Origin of the sequence: Collinsella aerofaciens, assembly GCF_039062365.1 — a bacterium.
In the GTDB taxonomy this organism is placed as follows: domain Bacteria; phylum Actinomycetota; class Coriobacteriia; order Coriobacteriales; family Coriobacteriaceae; genus Collinsella.
In genome coordinates this window covers 23,436-39,866 of record NZ_JBCJBI010000002.1, presented here as the reverse complement: position 1 = coordinate 39,866, position 16,431 = coordinate 23,436, and the positions used below count along the sequence as shown (strand labels likewise).

The window sequence follows — 16,431 nt, the reverse complement described above, 5'->3', positions numbered from 1 at the left end:
TTCAAAAACGAATCTCTCAACGCGGTGAGCAGTGGCTTGCTGCATTAATGCCTCGACGTTTGCCCAGATAAAACCTGCCAAAATAAACCTGTCCCTTTTTGGCAGGTTAGATGGTGAATTCGGCGAAGTTACGGTCGCCGCCTGCGGTATCGGTGTCGCCTGTTGCGGTTGCTGGCGCCAGCGCGTCACCGCCGACGCTTTGCAGCAGCTCGGCTACGTTGGCGTCGGGGTTCTGGCATAGGATGTCGAGCAGCTCGATAAAGTCACGAATGACTTCACGCGGCGTTAGATGCGTGTCGGCTCCCACGCGGCCAAACTCAATCTTGAGGAAGTCAACCAAGTCGTTCTCGGTAAGCGTGGGCGTCCAGCCAAAGTATCCGGCATGGATCTGCATGAGTTTTTCGATCAGCACCAGCAACTCCTCGTAGGTGAGTGGCTGCAGGCGGATGATGGGCGCGAGCATGTCCTTAAGATCCTCGCGTGCAAAGCGGCCTTGAGCGAGTCGGCTGCGCAGGGCTTCGTAGGAGAACACGCCACGGCGGCGGTCTTCGATGGAGGTTGGCGTGCCGCCCATGATCATGCCCAGGTACTGCGCCTTGCCCTGGAGTGTGTCGTTGTACATGGTCAGGATTTTCTCGTAGTTGTATTGGCGTGTGATGGCGTTGGGAATCTTATACAGATTCACGAGCTCGTCGATGAGCACCAGCATGCCCTTGTAGCCGCTGCAGACCAAAAAGCGTGCAATGAGCTTAACGTAGTCGTACCAGTCGTCATCGCTGATGATGGTCGAGGAGCCCAGTTCGGTGCGAGCCTCGCTCTTGGTGCGGTATTCGCCGCGGATCCATTTGGTCACGCGGCTCATGGCCTCTTCGTCGCCCTCGGATACGGCCGTGCGATAGCGGCGGAGCATGCGGGCAAAGTCGAAGCCGTGGACCATCTCCTCGAGCGGAGCGAGTTGGGCATTGATAGCCGACTCATCGGCGTCCGCGCACGAGGCGACCCAGCGATCGAGAATCAGGTTGAGCGCACCGCCCTCGGGGCGCGTCTTGGTCGATATGTTGCGGATGAGCTCGCGGTAGGTGGCAAGGCCCTGCCCCTGACCGCCTTGCAGGCGGCGCTCGGGCGACAGGTCGGCATCAGCGACGACGAATCCCTCGCCCATGGCGTGCGTGCGGATGGTCTGGAGCAAAAAGCTCTTGCCGGCGCCGTAACGACCGACCAGAAAGCGGAAGCTCGCGCCACCGTCGGCGATGAGACTCAGATCGGTGAGCAGGGCGCGGATCTCGACCTCGCGCCCTACGGTGATGTAGGGAAGGCCGATGCGCGGGACCACGCCGCCCTTGAGCGAGTTTAGGATAACGGCAGCGACGCGTTTGGGTACGCGGGGCGCTGCGGATGTGGTATCACTCATGGTCTAGGTATCCTCTCACGTCTGCTTCGTAATCCTCGATAATCTGCGGCCCTGCCGCGCTAAATTCAATTACGGTGTCGCCCACCAGGTCAAAGAGCGCCTCGTTGATGCTGTCGACGAGCATGTCCTCGCTCTGCCCCGATTGCACTACCGCCGATTCCGCCTGTACTGCGTTGTGCTCGAGCAGTGCGCGGAGATAGGCGTCTGCGGCAGGCGTGAGTTCGTTCGTGGCGTCAGCGGGCGCAACGGCTGCGAACGCGGGCGTCGGCGCGAGAAGCGGTGCCACGACACCAAACTGTTCGGTGGATATGGTTGGCTCGTCGGTCTCGTCCTGCCGAATGGGTGCCGCGACCGCCTCGACAATCGCGTCGGCTACGGGCTCGGCTTCCGGTTGCCCTGAGTCCGCTGCCTCGGCTTCCACAAGTGCGCCGTCCTCGCGCTCTTCATCGATCAAAAGCGCTTCACGCGTTTGCGCGGCGGCGCTTCGAATGTGCCCCAGCTGACTCAGATCGATATCGATCTTGACGGGCTGGTGTGCGGCGTCCCACGAAAGCCATGCCACAATCTCGTCATCGATAATCTTGGCCAGATATTTGGGGACCTTTTCTTCCTTAAGGGGATGGGCGGGGTCCAGCGCCAGGCGCAGGCGTTGGTCGCAGGCGCGCATCATTTCACCGAGCTTGCTGCTCTTTTGCCTACTGCCATGGATACGCATGCATTCCCAAAAGCCGTTTTGGCAACGGTAGATATGGATGGGATCCAGGCGGTATTCGCAGTGCTCGTGGCGCTCGGGCGCAAAGAATACGGCCGAGGCAAACATGGTGTAGGGCATGGCCGTCTCCTCCCCAAATAAGCTCGCCACGATGCCGGTCTTTCGGTGCGTGTCATAGTAGCGCGCCATACGGACATACACGGCGCACGCCACGTGGCGCAGATCGCGGTGGTGGCTGCGGTCGAGCCGCGAGTTACTTAGGTTGTACGTGGAGAGGGCGTTGATGGCGGCCATGAGTCGCTCCTCGCGCACCTCATCGGGCGGAAGGGGGAGCGTGGGTTCGGAGGTTTTGCGACGCTTAGGGGTCTGGCCTGACGGTGCCGGTGCTGGTACAAGGTCTCGTGCCGCGCGCCGCAGCTCGATAAGGGCGTTATCGAACATGACGGTTTTAGAGTCACGAAGCAGCTTGGGGTCGAGCCCGTGGAACACGGCGTAATCCTGCAGCCACACGCGTGCAAATCGGTCGAGGCCGGGCTCGAAGGCGCGATAGACATCCCAAAAAGCCTTGATCTTGTTAAAACCATCGAGCGGGTCATCTACGCCAATGCCGCAAATCAGCTCATAGAGATACAGAAAGGCAAAGGACGTAGACGTTTCCTCGACGGTTCCGCGGCGCACTTGGGCACGCCAGGTAAAGTAGCCGCGCAACTGCCGGTCGCTCATGGCGTTGTAGGTGGGAAAGTACGACTTAAAGGTGCCGTTGTAGGGACAGTCGTCCTCAAAGTCGGCCATCAGCAGGCCCTGGCGGTAGAAAAGCTCGGCTTCCGAAAGCCAGCGACCTGCGCCGCCTTTGGGGTCATCCTGCCAGCGCGATATCTCGCGCATCTTGCGGTACTGGTCGGGAAGGAAATTCTGCATCTGACGACCGGTTTTGAGAATCGGCTCGTCAGCATAGACTTCGTTTGAGAAGCGAGCAGACTGATGGGTCCGGGCCTCGGCCATAATGCGCTCGATGAGCATCTTGATGTCCTGGTCGGCCACCGTCTCTCCTCTCCTAACGCAGCTTCGGTGACCTCATATCATAGCACAGCATCAAACAGGTGTTCGAGATGCTGCTGCGTAGATAGATTTAGAACAGGAGGGCGTAGATGACGGCGATGACGACGGAGGGGAGCATATTGGCCGTGCGGAAGGTCTGAGGACGGATGAGGTTGACGCCGACGCAGAAGATGAGCATGGAGCCTACGAGCGAAAGGCTGTCGAGGGCTGCCGTAGTCATGATGGGGGAGAGTGCGCCGGCAAACAGCGTGATCGTCCCCTGGAACACGGCGACGGGCAGGGCGGAGAAAATGCAGCCGCGGCCAAGCGACGCCGTCATGGTGCAGACGATGATGCAGTCCAGCGCGCCCTTGAGGGCAAGCGTGGACCAGTCGCCGAGCAGGCCGTCCTGGATCGATCCCACAATGGCCATGGCGCCGATACACACGGTGAGTGAAGTCGAGACAAAAGCGTTGGTGAACTCGTTATCGCCCTCGCTGCCGGTTTTGCGCTTGAGCCATTCGCCAAGGTTTTCAATGGCGGCCTCCAAGTTGATGGCCTCGCCGATGAGCGAGCCGAGGGCGAACGAGACAATGAGCATGGTGGTACCAGTGGTCGCCAGTGCCTTCCCATCGATGATGAGCATCTTTTGCATGGTGCCGCCCAGGCCGATAAACAGGACGCACAGCCCCGATGCTTTCATGAGCGTGTCTTGGATGCGCGGTGTAATGAAGCGGCCGCCCACTAATCCCAAAAGACCGCCCGCAACTAAAAGCACAACGTTGATGATTGTTCCCAAGCCCGGCATGAGCCCTCCTGTATTGATGCCAACGTGGCAATCGTAGCAGAACGAAATGCGAGGCACATCGCGACTCATCTAATACGTTATATAAGTGGTATTAGGGATGGTGCGCAGCATTTAAGCCTCAGGTGGTTGTCGGGACATAGGGATAGTATTCAAAGCGCAGTGTCATAAGCCGCTGCGGGAATTCAATAGCCGCGGCGATGATATTGGCATCGCGGGCACGATCAAACCCTTCGAGTTCGATCTGATACGAGACGTCTTGCATAATGTCCAGACGTCGCCAGGCTAGGAGTGTGTCGCCATCGAATTCCAAGGTCTTGCCTCCGTCTGGAGCAACGGCGTATAGACGCAGCTTGGCGGTCGTTGCAGGGTCGACAACCGTGACCTTTTTAATTTCGTTTCTAGTATTCTTGGCGCCCAACAAGGTGAGCAGTGTTGGGGCCACGACCTCGCCCGATGGCAAAAAGACGACTTCGATGGATTCAGGAAATGCGATGATGGCCGACTTGCGGACGGGCTGATTGGCGGCGGCAACTTCGATGTTCGCAGCGTCGATGACCTCTGTGTGGTCGAGCGCGGCAAGCACGCAGCAGTTACCTTCATCGATCTCTTGAGGATCAGCAAGCCCCAGACTGTCTGCGAGCTCGGGATCGTTTGAATCGGCAGCGGGCCCATTCGGTGCTTCGAAAGAAGCTGGGACGCTGTTTGTCGGCGACGGCGTGTCGCCCGCACCTGCTTCTTTGTCCGCGCTCTCTTCTTGTATGGTTGCGTTGATGGGTTCGTCGTTTGAGGGGAGCGTCTTGGCGTCAAGCGCGGAAGGAAGAATTCCGATGGCTCCGGATCCGTTCCACTCCATTTCGAGAAGCGCCGGGTCGGCAAGAATGCGTTGCCTGCTTTGCGCGTGGGCATCGATTTCAATAGGGCCTGCCTCTATCCCTCGTGTAAGGCTGAGTGATCCGGCTGGCTTCTCGAAATGAGCGTCTGTGTCTTTGGTGCCGACGGCGTAGAACAGCAGGGACGCTTCTCCCGCCGCGATGGCATCGGTACCGGCTTTGGTCAGCCGCAACGATGTCGTGAATGAGAGGGTGGGCTGCGCATCATCTGCATTCGCGGCGGCGCAGCCCAGACATATACCGCCTCCTTTCTCAAAAAACGTACCGTCGAAGGCGACCTTCGCTCCGTTCGCCGAGTCATCGACCGAAGCGATGTCGATGCGCAGCTCTAAATTGCATGGATCGCCATCCGCATCGAGCACAACCGAGCGCCACGTGCAGACGGCGCACCCCGCCTGGGAGCCGTTTGCCTTGTTCGAACGCTTGATATCCACGACTATCGAGCCGTCCGTATTACGACGAAGGCATCCCGAGGTTGAGATCGCGGCCTGTGCGATCGAAAAACGCTCGCACGCAATGGTACTCGACGGATTTGGGGCGGAACTTAGGACTGCTGGTAAGGAGTCCGCCATGACGGGAGTCGCCCAAGCGGCGACAGGCGTTCCGGTTGCGAGCGCGCCGCAAAGTGCGACGACGGGCAAAAGGTTCTTCGATGCCATGGGGTCTCCTTAGCTAATTTAGTGCGGCCTGTCCGTGTTTTGTTTCTGGCTGCGTTTGATGTGCAGACCGAGGCCGGCGGTTCCCGCGCCTGCTGCTGCGGCGCCTGCTGCCAAGAGCCATCGTTTGTCGCCTGTCTGCGCCAACGGTTCCTCGCGGTCGCCGCGGTCGAGCTCCGAGAGGTCGACCGTCACTTGCGTGGCGGCCTGCGCCTGTTCTTGCTGGGCAAAGGCCATGGCTGGCCCAAACGCTAGGATGCTGACGGCGGCGGCCAGGGCGACAGCCTTATGCCGTGTGCGCACCGGGCTCGACCGTCCAGGTGATCGTTGCAACCTGATCGCCTTCGCCGGTTACGCGGAAGATGTCGCGCGTGACGCGGGCGACGTTTCCGCTTGTCTTGAGCTTAATTTTGTCCTTGCCGCCGGCAATGCCCTGGTAGCCCATGTCGAAGGCTGCGTTCTTGGAAAGATCGAGGCCCGTCCCCTGCATTGCGGCGCTGGCGTTCTGGAGTGCGCCGTCGGGGCCGACCTTAAAGTCGATGGAGTTCTGCGCGGTTCCGGCCTTGGCGTCGGCGGCAATGGTCCAGGTGTTCATGGCGTCGATCTTCATGTTGGTGACATGGATGCCGTAGGCCGAATGATTGTCGATGGTGGTCGCGTCTTCTGAGGGGCCCTGAAGCGTGCCGTCGGCCTTGGCGACGAAGGGAATAACCGTCGGAACTTTGAACTCAACGTTGTCGATCTCGGTCCTGACCATTACTTTCGTGGTTCCAACGCGCCCGGCCGCCATAGCTGGCGTCGGGGCAGCGCCCATTGCGAGCGCGAGCGCGAGCCCTGCGCCCACGACGAGCGCTCTGGCTCCGTTCATGTTCCTGGTGATGTCCATGGTCGTTCCTTTCTATTCGCCGCGGGCCGTCCCCGCGATGATTGGACGAATGCTGGTGAATTGCGTGCGGTGCCGCGTCGGCCGGAAAAGCTAGTTCTCGGCTTGCTCAACCCGCACCTTGACACGTGTCGGATTGCCGTGGCTGTCGAGGGTCTTGGCATCGAGTGCCTGGATCTCGATGTACGCCTCGCCTTCTTTGATGTCGCCGGCGGGGCACGTCTCGATTGTCTTGCCGGTCTCGACCACACCGGATTCGTACATGGTCTCGTCGTTTTGGATGACGCGGAATCGCTGGGGAAATTTATTGTCTTGGACGTTTTGCACGTTGACGCGCAGCTTGCCGTCCTCCTGCAGCTGAGCGACCGGCGCGACCGAAATCGTCATCATGTTGTCGCGGACGATAGCGTCGAGCTCATCTTGGATTTCCTGACGCGTTTTGCCCTCGGCCGTCGTAACCGAAGCGCCCGCCTCGGGTACGGGCTGCGACTGCCAAGCGTATAGTCCTACGGCGACAAGGGCGCAGACGATGGCCAAACAGGCAACGATGAGCTTCTTGCGACGACCCAGGCCTACAAAGTGGGGTGGCCTCTTCGCGCTCATGCGGCATCCTTGGTGGTATAGACGCGCGCAAAGGTGGACGGGTCCGCTCCAAAGAGCATGTGAAGCATCAGACGGCGCGAGTAGACGAGCTCGTCGAAGTTGGGAGGGAGCTCGATGTCGTGGATATGCGCGATGTGGTGGGCGAGCGCCGAGAACGACTCGGGGTCGCAGATCACATCGGTGGTAACGTGGTAGACCGTCGTGTCGGGGAATGCCTCTTCGTCGAAAGGTAGGAGATGGGGATCGTCGTCGACTTCGATGGCGATGCCGTACTGGGGCCAGTAATATGCCATGGGAACCTCCCTGCTTCTGGGCCAAAACTTCTATCGGTTTTGGCTGTCGACGCCGACCGTATCAGCCGCTACTTGACCAATTTCTGACCAAATGCTTGACGGATTAGCGTCTCCGCAGGTAAAAGGCGGCAAAAAATACTCCAACTTTTTTCGAGCGCCAATCGCGCGGCCGGCGACGGCGGGGCCATAAGTGTCAAAAGCATCGTCTGCCGAGGAAATCAAGCCGCTCGCCGAATTGCACGAACGTAAAAATCGCCAATTATGGAGACGGTCTCGAACACGTCGACGAAACGATGCGGTAACATCTCCCTGCAAACACTGTAGTTAGCTAAAGGGGGAGTTCGCGTGTCTGCAACCATCAAACCCTTCACCGACGAGTTCGAAGAGTATGGTCGCGATGAGTCTCGCGCATCGGGCGAGGCCTCGAGCATCTCGTTTCCGACAACGGAAGACGAGCTCCGTGCCATTTTGGAAAAGCTCCATGCCGAGCGTGTCCCGGTAACGGTTCAGGGCGCCCGAACCGGCCTTGCCGCCGGTGCCGTGCCCCACGGCGGGCATATCCTCAATACTTCCCGTATGAATCGCTACTTGGGCCTTCGCCGCGATGAACAAGGCCAATTTCTGCTGCGCGTGGAGCCGGGCGTTGTGCTCTCGGAGCTGCGCAAGCAGCTGAGCAAGAAGGTGCTGCCGACTGCTGGTTGGGACCAGGCATCGCTTGAGGCCTACGAGGAGTTCCAAGAGGCCCCCGAGCAGTTCTTTCCCACCGATCCCACCGAGGCATCTGCCTGTCTGGGCGGCATGGCGGCATGCAACGCCTCTGGCGCCCGCAGCTACGCTTACGGCCCCATGCGCCCGCATATCACGGGACTCCACGTCGCGCTGGCTGATGGCGATTTGCTTGAGCTCCAGCGCGGCGAGGCTTTTGCCCAGGGCCGCCACCTGTCGCTCGTGACGGCAGCGGGCCGTGCACTCGAGCTCGATCTTCCTGACTACACCATGCCTAAGACAAAAAATGCCTCAGGCTATTTCGTTGCGGACGAAATGGACGCCATCGACCTCTTTATCGGTGCTTGCGGCACGCTCGGCGTTATCACCGAGCTCGAGATTGCCCTGCAGTCGGCGCCTGCGGTCGTTTGGGGCGTGAGCTGCTTTTTCGATGGCGAAGACAAGGCCGTGTCCTTTACCGATTCCGTGCGCCCCGTCCTGTCCCACGCGGCTGCCATCGAATATTTCGATGCGGGCGCCCTGGATATCCTGCGTCGTCAGCGTGAGCAGTCGACCGCGTTCGCCTCGCTGCCGGCGCTCGATAAAGACGCCAAGGTCTGTGTCTACGTGGAGTTCGACTGCGACGACGAAGTTCAGGCGACTGAGGAGCTGTATCACTTGGGGTGGGTACTGGAGCTTGCGGGCGGCAGTGACGATGCGACATGGGTCGCGCGCACCGAGGTCGATCGCGAGTGCCAGCGGTTCTTCCGCCATGCGGTCCCCGAGAGCGTCAACATGCTCATCGACGAGCGTCGCCGCACGGATCCCACCATCACCAAACTGGGCTCTGACATGTCGGTGCCCAACGCACGCTTGGGCGATGTCATCGCCCTTTATCGGCGCACGCTGGCCGAAAGTGGGCTTGAATCTGCCGCCTGGGGGCACATCGGTAACAACCATCTGCATGTGAACATTTTGCCGCGCGATGCGCAAGACTACCGTCGCGGTGGAGAACTCTTTGCCCAGTGGGCTTCCGAGGTCACGGCCATGGGCGGTGCCGTTTCTGCCGAGCACGGCGTCGGCAAGATCAAGGCGGGCTTCTTAGAGACGATGTACGGTCACGAGGCCATGGTCGAGTCGGCGCGGCTCAAGCTCCAGCTCGATCCCGACGGGCAGCTGGGTCGCGGCAACCTGTTTTCGGAGAAGCTCTTGGATGAGCTCGTCCAGAAAGGGGGCGCGTGAAGATGAGCGATTTCCATATGGTGGTGTGCGTCAAGGCCGTGCCGGGCAGCACCGAGGTCAAGATGGACCCCAAGACCAATACCATCGTGCGCGATGGCAAGCAAGCGGTCATTAATCCCTTTGATGCGAGCGCTTTGGAATGCGCGCTGGCGCTGAAAGACGACTTTATCGGCTTTGGCATGGACGTGCGCGTGACGGTGGTGTCGATGGGCATCCCCGCGACCGAATCGCTGCTGCGCGACTGCATCGCCCGCGGTGCCGACGACGCTCTGCTGCTGACCGATCGCGCCTTTGCAGGTGCCGATACCCTGGCAACCACCTATGCCCTCAAGTGCGGCATCGAGGCGCTCGACGAGGACTTCGACCTGCTCATCTGCGGCAAGATGGCGGTGGATGGCGATACGGCCCAGATTGGTCCCGAGCTTGCCGGTGCTTTTGAGATTCCCTGTGTGACCGACGTGAGCTGCGTGCAAAGCGCGGGCTTTACGACCTGTGGTTCACTTGCGCTTGTTCACGGCTGCGATGCCGGCGAGGAGACGGTGTGTCTTGAGATGCCGTGCGTGATGACGACTGCCAAGGAGATTGGCCAGTTGCGTATGCCGAGCATTGCCGGTATTCGCGCGGCGGAGGAGGCGGACGTGCGCGTGGTCAGTGCCGCCGACGTGAACGCCGACCCCGCGCGTTGCGGTCTTGCCGGGTCGCCGACACAGGTCGTGCGCTCGTTTGTGCCCGACCGTGACCAAACGTGCGAGGACGTTGACGGAACGGCGTCCGAGCAGGCGGCAAAACTTGCCAAGATTATCGAGGGGATGGCATAGATGAGCGGACTGATTATCGATAGCGAAGCCTGTATCGGCTGCGGTCGCTGCGTTCGCGCCTGTGCCTCGGGCGGCATCGTAGTGGAAGGCGAGCGACCCAGCCGATGCGCCCGCGTAACCGACGGCTGCATCCTATGCGGTGGGTGCGTCGACGCCTGCCCTGTCAACGCTATCTCGATCGAGCGTGACGAGGCCGCTGGTGCGGTTGACCTCGATGCGTATCGAGACATTTGGGTATTCGCGCAGACCGACGAGCACGATACGGTGACTCCCGTTGCCTATGAGCTTATGGGCAAGGGCCGCGAGCTTGCCGATGCTCGCGACTGCCGTCTGGTGGCACTGATCGGTATGGGTCCCGAGGGTTCTCTCGGCGACCTGGAGCATCTGGTTTGCGCGGGCGCCGACGAAGTCCTGGCCTGTCGCGACGAGCGCCTGCGCCAAAACGATGCGGAGGTCTACGCCCGCTTGATCTGCGATTTGGTAGCCGAACGCAAACCCGAGGCCATCCTATACGGTGCGACCGCTTTTGGTCGCGAACTGGCACCCGGCGTTGCCGTGCGTTTGCAGACAGGTCTTACGGCCGACTGCACCGTGCTTTCGATGGATGCGGAGACGGGCCTACTGCAGCAGACGCGCCCGGCGTTTGGCGGCAACTTGATGGCCACCATCATTTGCCCCAACCACCGTCCGCAGATGGCAACGGTGCGCCCCGGTATCTTTAAGGCTCCCGACTTTGACTACGGCCGCTCCGGCACGATCACCCAGATATCACTTGCGGATGATGCTAAGGCTCGTGTCGAGATCTCGATTCCCGCCGAGGAGTGGGGACAGCAGGCTTCGATCGCCGATGCCGAGCGCCTGGTCGTGGTGGGTCGCGGCATTGGTTCCAAGAAAAATCTGCCGCTGATGCGAAGGCTCGCCGAGGCTCTGGGAGCCGAGCTTGGCTGCACGCGACCTGTCGTGGAGGCCGGCTGGTTGGAGTATCGCCATCAGATTGGCCAGACGGGCGTATCGGTTTCGCCCAAGCTTCTCGTGAGTATCGGTGTTTCGGGCGCCATCCAGCATCTTGCCGGCATCGGTGGGGCAGAGTGCATTATCGCTATCAACGAGGACCCGGATGCCCCCATTTTTGGTACTGCCCAGTACAAGGTTGTCGGCGATGCCGTCGAGGTCGTCGAGGAGCTGCTGGCTCAGCTTGAGCGCTAGGCGCGCGCCAGCCAGTCGCGCATCTCGTCCTTAAGGCGGCTCCAAGTTGCCTGCGTGGCGGGGTCGGTAAAGGGCCGTGTGATGCCAAAAGGCGCGTCGAGCAGGCGGTAGATATCGCCCTGTTCGCGCGCCAGCGTGCGGCTCGCTGGATAGACGAGCTCAAACATAAAGCAGATGAGTCCCACCAGGTAGTCCGCGGCCTCGTCGCGTTCGTCGCGTGCGACGCAGCGGTGCTCGTCAAAGGCAGCAAGTGTTGGCGACGAGAAGCGGCTGCCGAGAAATGTCTTCTCGTCTACCTTGAGGATGGTGTCGACGGTGCTGTCGGCGATGGTGCGCATAATGTCGATTTTGTCGCCATCGCGCACGATATCGCAGAAGCTTCGCGTGCGCTCGTCGAGCTGCGCGGGTAGACGGAAATCGCTGTGATAGGCAATGCTCGCTCGGATGAGCTCATCTTCTGCCGGGTCATCGATAAAGTCGCGGATGCTCGTTACGGCGGGTGCATCGGCGGGATTCTCGCCAAAGAGGACCTCGATGCCCAGCGCCGCATGGCTCATGCTCTCGGCGTCCTTAAAGGTGTCCCAGCGCCGCAGTTGCTCAAAGCGGCCCATATCGTGTAGCAGGCCGCAAAGCCATGCCAGGTCAATATCTTCTGACGACCAGCCCTGCTCGCGCGCTACGGCATCGCATGCCTCGGCCACGTGGTACGTATGCTCGATTTTGAGCGCGATGCGTGGGTTGGTGGCGTCGTAGGCATCGGTGTAGCTTTTGAAGGCCGCGCGCGCCCGGTCTCGATCGATAGCTGTCATAATGACTTCCTAAAAATTGTGTCTTTCGATCCGGTGGCAATTGTAGGCGAACTTTATTGCCACCGGTTGATATTTCTGCTGCGTTGCGAGGCGCGCTGCAGACGACTTACCAGAATGGGAGTGGCATGGTCCTTAGGATCGTTAAAACCGTCTGGCCGGTGATGCTTACCTATTTCGCAGCGACTGTCGCGCGGCAATGTCGTAGCTGCCGTTTTGGCTGCGGTGCCCGTTGCCATATGCAAGTTCTTGGGGTGGACGAATATCGCCGTGCCGGCAAGCGTACTCGTCGGCGTTGCCGCGGCGCTTGCGTGCGATGCTCTCGCCGAAGGAAGGGCCGCTCGCGATGCCCGTTAATGAGTTTTTGGTTCTGTGGCTGTCGTCGTGGGCGGCCATCGCATTTTTCCGCATTGCCCCGGCGTTTGCCTTGCGCGGGAGAACGCTGCCGTCCCGCGTTACCGAGGCCTTGGGTTATATTCCGCCCGCTGCCTTTGCGGCGCTGGTCGCCAACGACTTGATGAACCCCGGCGCATTCGATGCCGGTGTCTGGCCGGGCCTGGTTCCCTGGATTGCGGCCGCCGGTGTCGTGGCGGTGGCAATCAAGACAAAGTCGATGCTGTGGTGCTGCGTCTCGGGAATCGTGTTCTATATCGTCTTGAGCCTTATATAGGGCTGCGAACGGGTTATCCCCCCCCTCGCTCACCCTGCTTCTGTCCGGTTAATTGAATTTCTCACCGAGTCGGTCTGCTTCTTCTGGTACCATGTTCGGACTTTACTGTAGCAAAGTGTGACGTGGCCTTTTGTGTCCCGTCAACGGAAATGGGGGTTTCATGGCACAGGAAACAACCGCCAACGAGCAAAAGAAATTCAAGGTCCCGCGCATCCCGGGCGACATCATGATCTATCCGATGATCGTCGGTCTTTTGCTCAATACCTTCTGCCCGCAGGTTTTTGAGATCGGCGGCTTCTTTACGGCTGCCTGCCGCGGTGGCTCCAATACCATCGTCGCCGCGATCCTGCTGTTTGTGGGCGCCGGCATCAGCTTTAAGTCCACGCCGGGCGCCATCAAGACCGGCATCGTCGTGCTGATCCCCAAGCTGGTCGTCGCAGCGGCTCTCGGCCTGGGCGTGGCATATTTCTTTAACGACAACTTCCTGGGTCTGAGCTCCGTGTCTATCATCGGCGGCATCACGTTTTGCAACATGGCGCTCTATACGGGCATCATGGGCGAGTTCGGCGATGAGTCCGAGCAGGGCGCCGTCGGTATCCTGTTCTTTACGGCCGGTCCCGCCGTCACGATGATCATCCTCGGTGTCTCGGGTCTCGCCAACATTCCCATTGGCACCATCATCGGATCCATCCTGCCGCTTGTTATCGGCATGGTTCTGGGTAACTTGTTCCCGTTTATCAAGAACTTGCTGGTCCCCGGCGCCAATCCCGCGATTGCCGTCATCGGTTTTCAGCTCGGTGCGTCCATGAGCCTTTCGAGCTTTATCACCGGCGGTATTTCGGGCATCCTGCTGGGCCTCATCACGCTCTTTATCGTCGGTCCCATTACCTTTGCCTTCGAGCGCCTGTGTGGCGGCAACGGTAAGGCGGCTGTGGCATGCTCCACCATTGCCGGCACGGCCATGACCACGCCAGTCGCCCTCGCCGAGGTCGCTCCGCGCTATGCCGAGCTTGCGCCCACCGCGTATGCGCAGATCGCCACTGCCGTCATCATCACGGCAATCATGGCCCCGATTCTGACCGGCTGGGTCGATAAGAAGTTCTGCCACGGCAAAGAGGATCTGTCGGTCGAAGGCGTCGAGGCTATTGAGGAGGCCGTCGCGACCGACATCGACGGCGAGTAACGGCCGTTACCGATAATTGATTCCGGCGTGCAATTCGCGCCGTCCGAGCGCCCGAACAGAAACTGTTTTGCAGTGATGTTCGGGCGCTTTGCTATGATTCCCTTTACCCCTGCGGAGTAAAGGGGTGTTTATTGCCCTGATTCGAATTGGGCGATTCTGACCATTCGGATATTGAAGGGATGGCGTCTAGTGGTTAAGGCACTCAAGATTGAGATATTCCTGCTATGCATGATTGTTCTTATCGGGCTTGCCGCGCGAAGTCGTCGCTCCTTGTTCTCGAGCACCCTGCAGCTATTGTTTAGCATGCTTGGCTACACCTCTGCCGCGTACATATTATTCGATATGATCTGGACGCTTTCGGATGGTGCGGACGGCACGTTGGGTATTGCTGCCAACTGGATTTCCAACGCGGTTTCGTTTTCGCTCTTTGCCATCGCGTGTCTCATTTGGTTTATCTATTCCGAGACGATGCAGGGCTCTCGCCTTGTGACCTCGCGCTATAGGGTGGTGCTTGTAACGTTGCCTACGGCTCTGGTGGTCGTGCTGGCTTTTACCAGTTACTGGACGCACGCCTTGTTCTATATCGATTCGCAGGGCGTGTATCGTCGCGGCTTTGCCTATATGATCCAGCCCATTGTCAGCTACTGTTACGTTATACATACGTCCCTGCATGCGTTTGTGCAATCTCGTAGGGTCGAGAGCCTGCAGACGAAGGCTATCTATCGAACCTTGGCATTTTTCGCCATTCCGGCCCTGGTGGGCGGTACCTTTCAGATCGTATACTCGGTGCCTGGCCTTTGTGTCGGCATAATGATTAGCATGTTGCTGCTCTATATCATCTGCCAGGAGCAACTGATCTCGACTGACCCGTTGACTGGACTCAACAACCGCAACCGTTTTGAGACCTATATGCTGTCGCTCTTTTCAAATGTGGATCAGGCCGAAGATGTATATCTGCTTATGATGGACGCTGACGGCTTTAAGCAGATTAACGATCGCTATGGACATGTGGAGGGCGACCATGCTCTTCAGGTTGTTGCGACGGCGCTCAAGGATGTCTGCTCGGCGTCTGGTGGCTTTATCGCGCGTTATGGTGGCGATGAGTTCGTGGTGCTCCAAAAGGCAGCGGCGGAACAGGATATCATGCATCTGTGCGCGACAATCAACGACGAGCTCGCGCATGCCGAGGTGCCGTATGCATTGCGGATGTCCATCGGCTATGCACGGGTCGGTGATAGTGTCGATACCTGGCAAGACTTGCTTCGCGCTGCCGATGCGGAGCTCTACCGCGTCAAGGCCGATAAAAAGAAAGCCGGCGTCCAGATACGCTAGAAAAAAGGCGCACGACCGTTGCGATGGTCGTGCGCCCTTTTTGCGTTTGCGGGGGCCACCGGCCATAACGTCCAGGCGCGGTGCGGCAAGACGAGCGTCTGCCGCCGCGGCTCGGTACGAAATCAACGAGAACCAGTGCATTCCATAAAGCTAAAGTGTGTGAAGGCTCTCTCTAAAAAGGTGAGCTCGCTAGGCTTTTTTGGGTTTGTTGACGATGATTATGCCGCCGCAGACCAACAGCAGGGCAACAAGTACGGTAACGGGGCTCGTGCCAGCGCCCTCGCCGAGCAGCAGCGCGCTCAGCAGTACGCCAAAGACCGGGTTCATAAACCCAAAGACCGAGACGCGGCTGACGGGGTTGACGGCAAGCAGGCGCGACCACAGCGAGTAGGCGACCGCGGAGATAAGCGCCATGTAGATGATGAGCGCGATGGCGGGGGCAATCGCCGTGGGGGAGAGCGTGCCACCCATCAAAAAGCCGATGGCGGTGAGGACCAGGCCGCCGACCAAGAACTGCCACCCGGCAAGCAAGACGCCGTCGTGCTTGCGCGAGAAGATGCCGATCAGGCAGGTCGAAAGAGCACCCGCGACAGTGGAGGCTAGGATAAAGCCCTCGCCATCGAGCCTGAAGCCAAAGGTGCCATCTGCGCCCGAGAGGTTGACGAGCGCGACGCCGGCAAAGCCCAGCGCACAGCCAAGCACCTTGGCCGTATTGAGCTTCTCGGTGTGAAATGCCAGGGCGGCAAAGAGGATTGCGAGGAAGTTGGCGCTGGCCTCGATGATGGAGCTCGACATGGCGCTGGCGCGCGAGAGGCCCAGATAGAAAAAGAAGTACTGCCCGATAGTCTGGAAGAGCGACAAGACAAAGATGGGCTTGATGTCGCGAGCCTGCGGAATGAGGGGGCGGCGTTGGGCCGCACTCATTCCAACGATAACCAGGGCGCCGGCAAGCGTGAAGCGCAAGCCCGCAAAGAGCAGCTGCGAGGCGCTATCGTGCGCCGGGATACCAAAGAGTGCGTAGCCGATCTTGATGCAGGGAAAGGCCGATCCCCAGAGTGCACAGCAAACAAGACAGCCCAGGATGAGTCCGGGCAGGGTGGCGAGATACGGCTTGCGGCTTTCCATGATGTCCTTCCTGCATGCGCGAAGCAAAAAAGAACCCGCCACCGGATGTG

At 59.8% G+C, this 16,431-nt stretch carries 16 protein-coding genes; 6 read left to right on the top strand and 10 right to left on the bottom strand.

What is annotated here, in order from left to right; translation table 11 throughout:
- Positions 1-106 precede the first annotated feature (106 nt).
- The 8 genes from ABCN01_RS01365 to ABCN01_RS01330 form a co-directional block, all read right to left on the bottom strand.
- Positions 107-1,411 (bottom strand): ATP-binding protein, encoded by a 1,305-nt coding sequence (locus ABCN01_RS01365; protein ID WP_342995608.1) that lies wholly within the window; start codon positions 1,409-1,411, stop codon positions 107-109.
- Positions 1,404-3,164 carry a TerB N-terminal domain-containing protein gene (locus ABCN01_RS01360; protein ID WP_342995607.1) on the bottom strand — a complete coding sequence of 587 codons (1,761 nt, stop codon included), beginning with the start codon at positions 3,162-3,164 and terminating at the stop codon, positions 1,404-1,406. The genes ABCN01_RS01365 and ABCN01_RS01360 overlap by 8 nt, the downstream gene beginning before the upstream one ends.
- A gap of 88 nt (positions 3,165-3,252) precedes the next feature.
- Positions 3,253-3,969 carry a DUF554 domain-containing protein gene (locus tag ABCN01_RS01355; protein WP_343014154.1) on the bottom strand — a complete coding sequence of 239 codons (717 nt, stop codon included), beginning with the start codon at positions 3,967-3,969 and terminating at the stop codon, positions 3,253-3,255.
- Between the two features lie 118 nt (positions 3,970-4,087).
- Entirely contained in the window at positions 4,088-5,518 is a 1,431-nt protein-coding gene (locus tag ABCN01_RS01350; RefSeq protein ID WP_342995605.1) for a hypothetical protein, read from the bottom strand.
- 18 nt (positions 5,519-5,536) lie between these two features.
- Entirely contained in the window at positions 5,537-5,818 is a 282-nt protein-coding gene (locus ABCN01_RS01345; protein ID WP_342995604.1) for a hypothetical protein, read from the bottom strand.
- Positions 5,802-6,401: a hypothetical protein gene (locus ABCN01_RS01340; RefSeq protein ID WP_148332562.1), complete on the bottom strand. Its 600-nt coding sequence runs from the start codon at positions 6,399-6,401 to the stop codon at positions 5,802-5,804. Before ABCN01_RS01340 ends, ABCN01_RS01345 begins: the two co-directional genes overlap by 17 nt.
- A gap of 90 nt (positions 6,402-6,491) precedes the next feature.
- Positions 6,492-7,001 carry a hypothetical protein gene (locus tag ABCN01_RS01335; protein WP_342995603.1) on the bottom strand — a complete coding sequence of 170 codons (510 nt, stop codon included), beginning with the start codon at positions 6,999-7,001 and terminating at the stop codon, positions 6,492-6,494.
- Entirely contained in the window at positions 6,998-7,294 is a 297-nt protein-coding gene (locus ABCN01_RS01330; protein WP_342995602.1) for a hypothetical protein, read from the bottom strand. The genes ABCN01_RS01335 and ABCN01_RS01330 overlap by 4 nt, the downstream gene beginning before the upstream one ends.
- Positions 7,295-7,639: 345 nt before the next feature.
- On the opposite strand from ABCN01_RS01330, the gene ABCN01_RS01325 reads away from it, so the two are divergent.
- Genes ABCN01_RS01325 through ABCN01_RS01315 form a run of 3 tightly spaced genes read left to right on the top strand, consistent with a single transcriptional unit; the run spans position 7,640 to position 11,265 of the window.
- Entirely contained in the window at positions 7,640-9,241 is a 1,602-nt protein-coding gene (locus ABCN01_RS01325; RefSeq protein WP_342995601.1) for an FAD-binding oxidoreductase, read from the top strand.
- Between the two features lie 2 nt (positions 9,242-9,243).
- The gene (locus tag ABCN01_RS01320; protein WP_342995600.1) at positions 9,244-10,059 is read left to right on the top strand and encodes an electron transfer flavoprotein subunit beta/FixA family protein; all 816 of its coding nucleotides are present in this window, start codon (positions 9,244-9,246) and stop codon (positions 10,057-10,059) included.
- On the top strand, positions 10,060-11,265 hold the full coding sequence (locus ABCN01_RS01315) for an FAD-binding protein (RefSeq protein ID WP_342995599.1): 1,206 nt from the start codon (positions 10,060-10,062) through the stop codon (positions 11,263-11,265).
- Here ABCN01_RS01315 and ABCN01_RS01310 read toward each other — a convergent pair.
- Positions 11,262-12,074: an HD domain-containing protein gene (locus ABCN01_RS01310; RefSeq protein ID WP_342995597.1), complete on the bottom strand. Its 813-nt coding sequence runs from the start codon at positions 12,072-12,074 to the stop codon at positions 11,262-11,264. The genes ABCN01_RS01315 and ABCN01_RS01310 overlap by 4 nt on opposite strands.
- A 343-nt stretch (positions 12,075-12,417) precedes the next feature.
- On the opposite strand from ABCN01_RS01310, the gene ABCN01_RS01305 reads away from it, so the two are divergent.
- The 3 genes from ABCN01_RS01305 to ABCN01_RS01295 all read left to right on the top strand — a co-directional run bounded on the left by ABCN01_RS01305 (position 12,418) and on the right by ABCN01_RS01295 (position 15,256).
- Entirely contained in the window at positions 12,418-12,741 is a 324-nt protein-coding gene (locus tag ABCN01_RS01305; RefSeq protein ID WP_342995594.1) for an AzlD domain-containing protein, read from the top strand.
- Positions 12,742-12,901: 160 nt separating this feature from the next.
- On the top strand, positions 12,902-13,924 hold the full coding sequence (locus ABCN01_RS01300) for a 2-keto-3-deoxygluconate permease (RefSeq protein ID WP_342995593.1): 1,023 nt from the start codon (positions 12,902-12,904) through the stop codon (positions 13,922-13,924).
- Positions 13,925-14,113: 189 nt separating this feature from the next.
- Positions 14,114-15,256: a GGDEF domain-containing protein gene (locus tag ABCN01_RS01295; protein ID WP_343014152.1), complete on the top strand. Its 1,143-nt coding sequence runs from the start codon at positions 14,114-14,116 to the stop codon at positions 15,254-15,256.
- 189 nt (positions 15,257-15,445) lie between these two features.
- Here ABCN01_RS01295 and ABCN01_RS01290 read toward each other — a convergent pair whose 3' ends face one another.
- Complete coding sequence (locus ABCN01_RS01290; RefSeq protein ID WP_342995591.1) at positions 15,446-16,381, bottom strand: DMT family transporter; 936 nt, start codon at positions 16,379-16,381, stop codon at positions 15,446-15,448.
- Between the last annotated feature and the right edge of the window lie 50 nt (positions 16,382-16,431).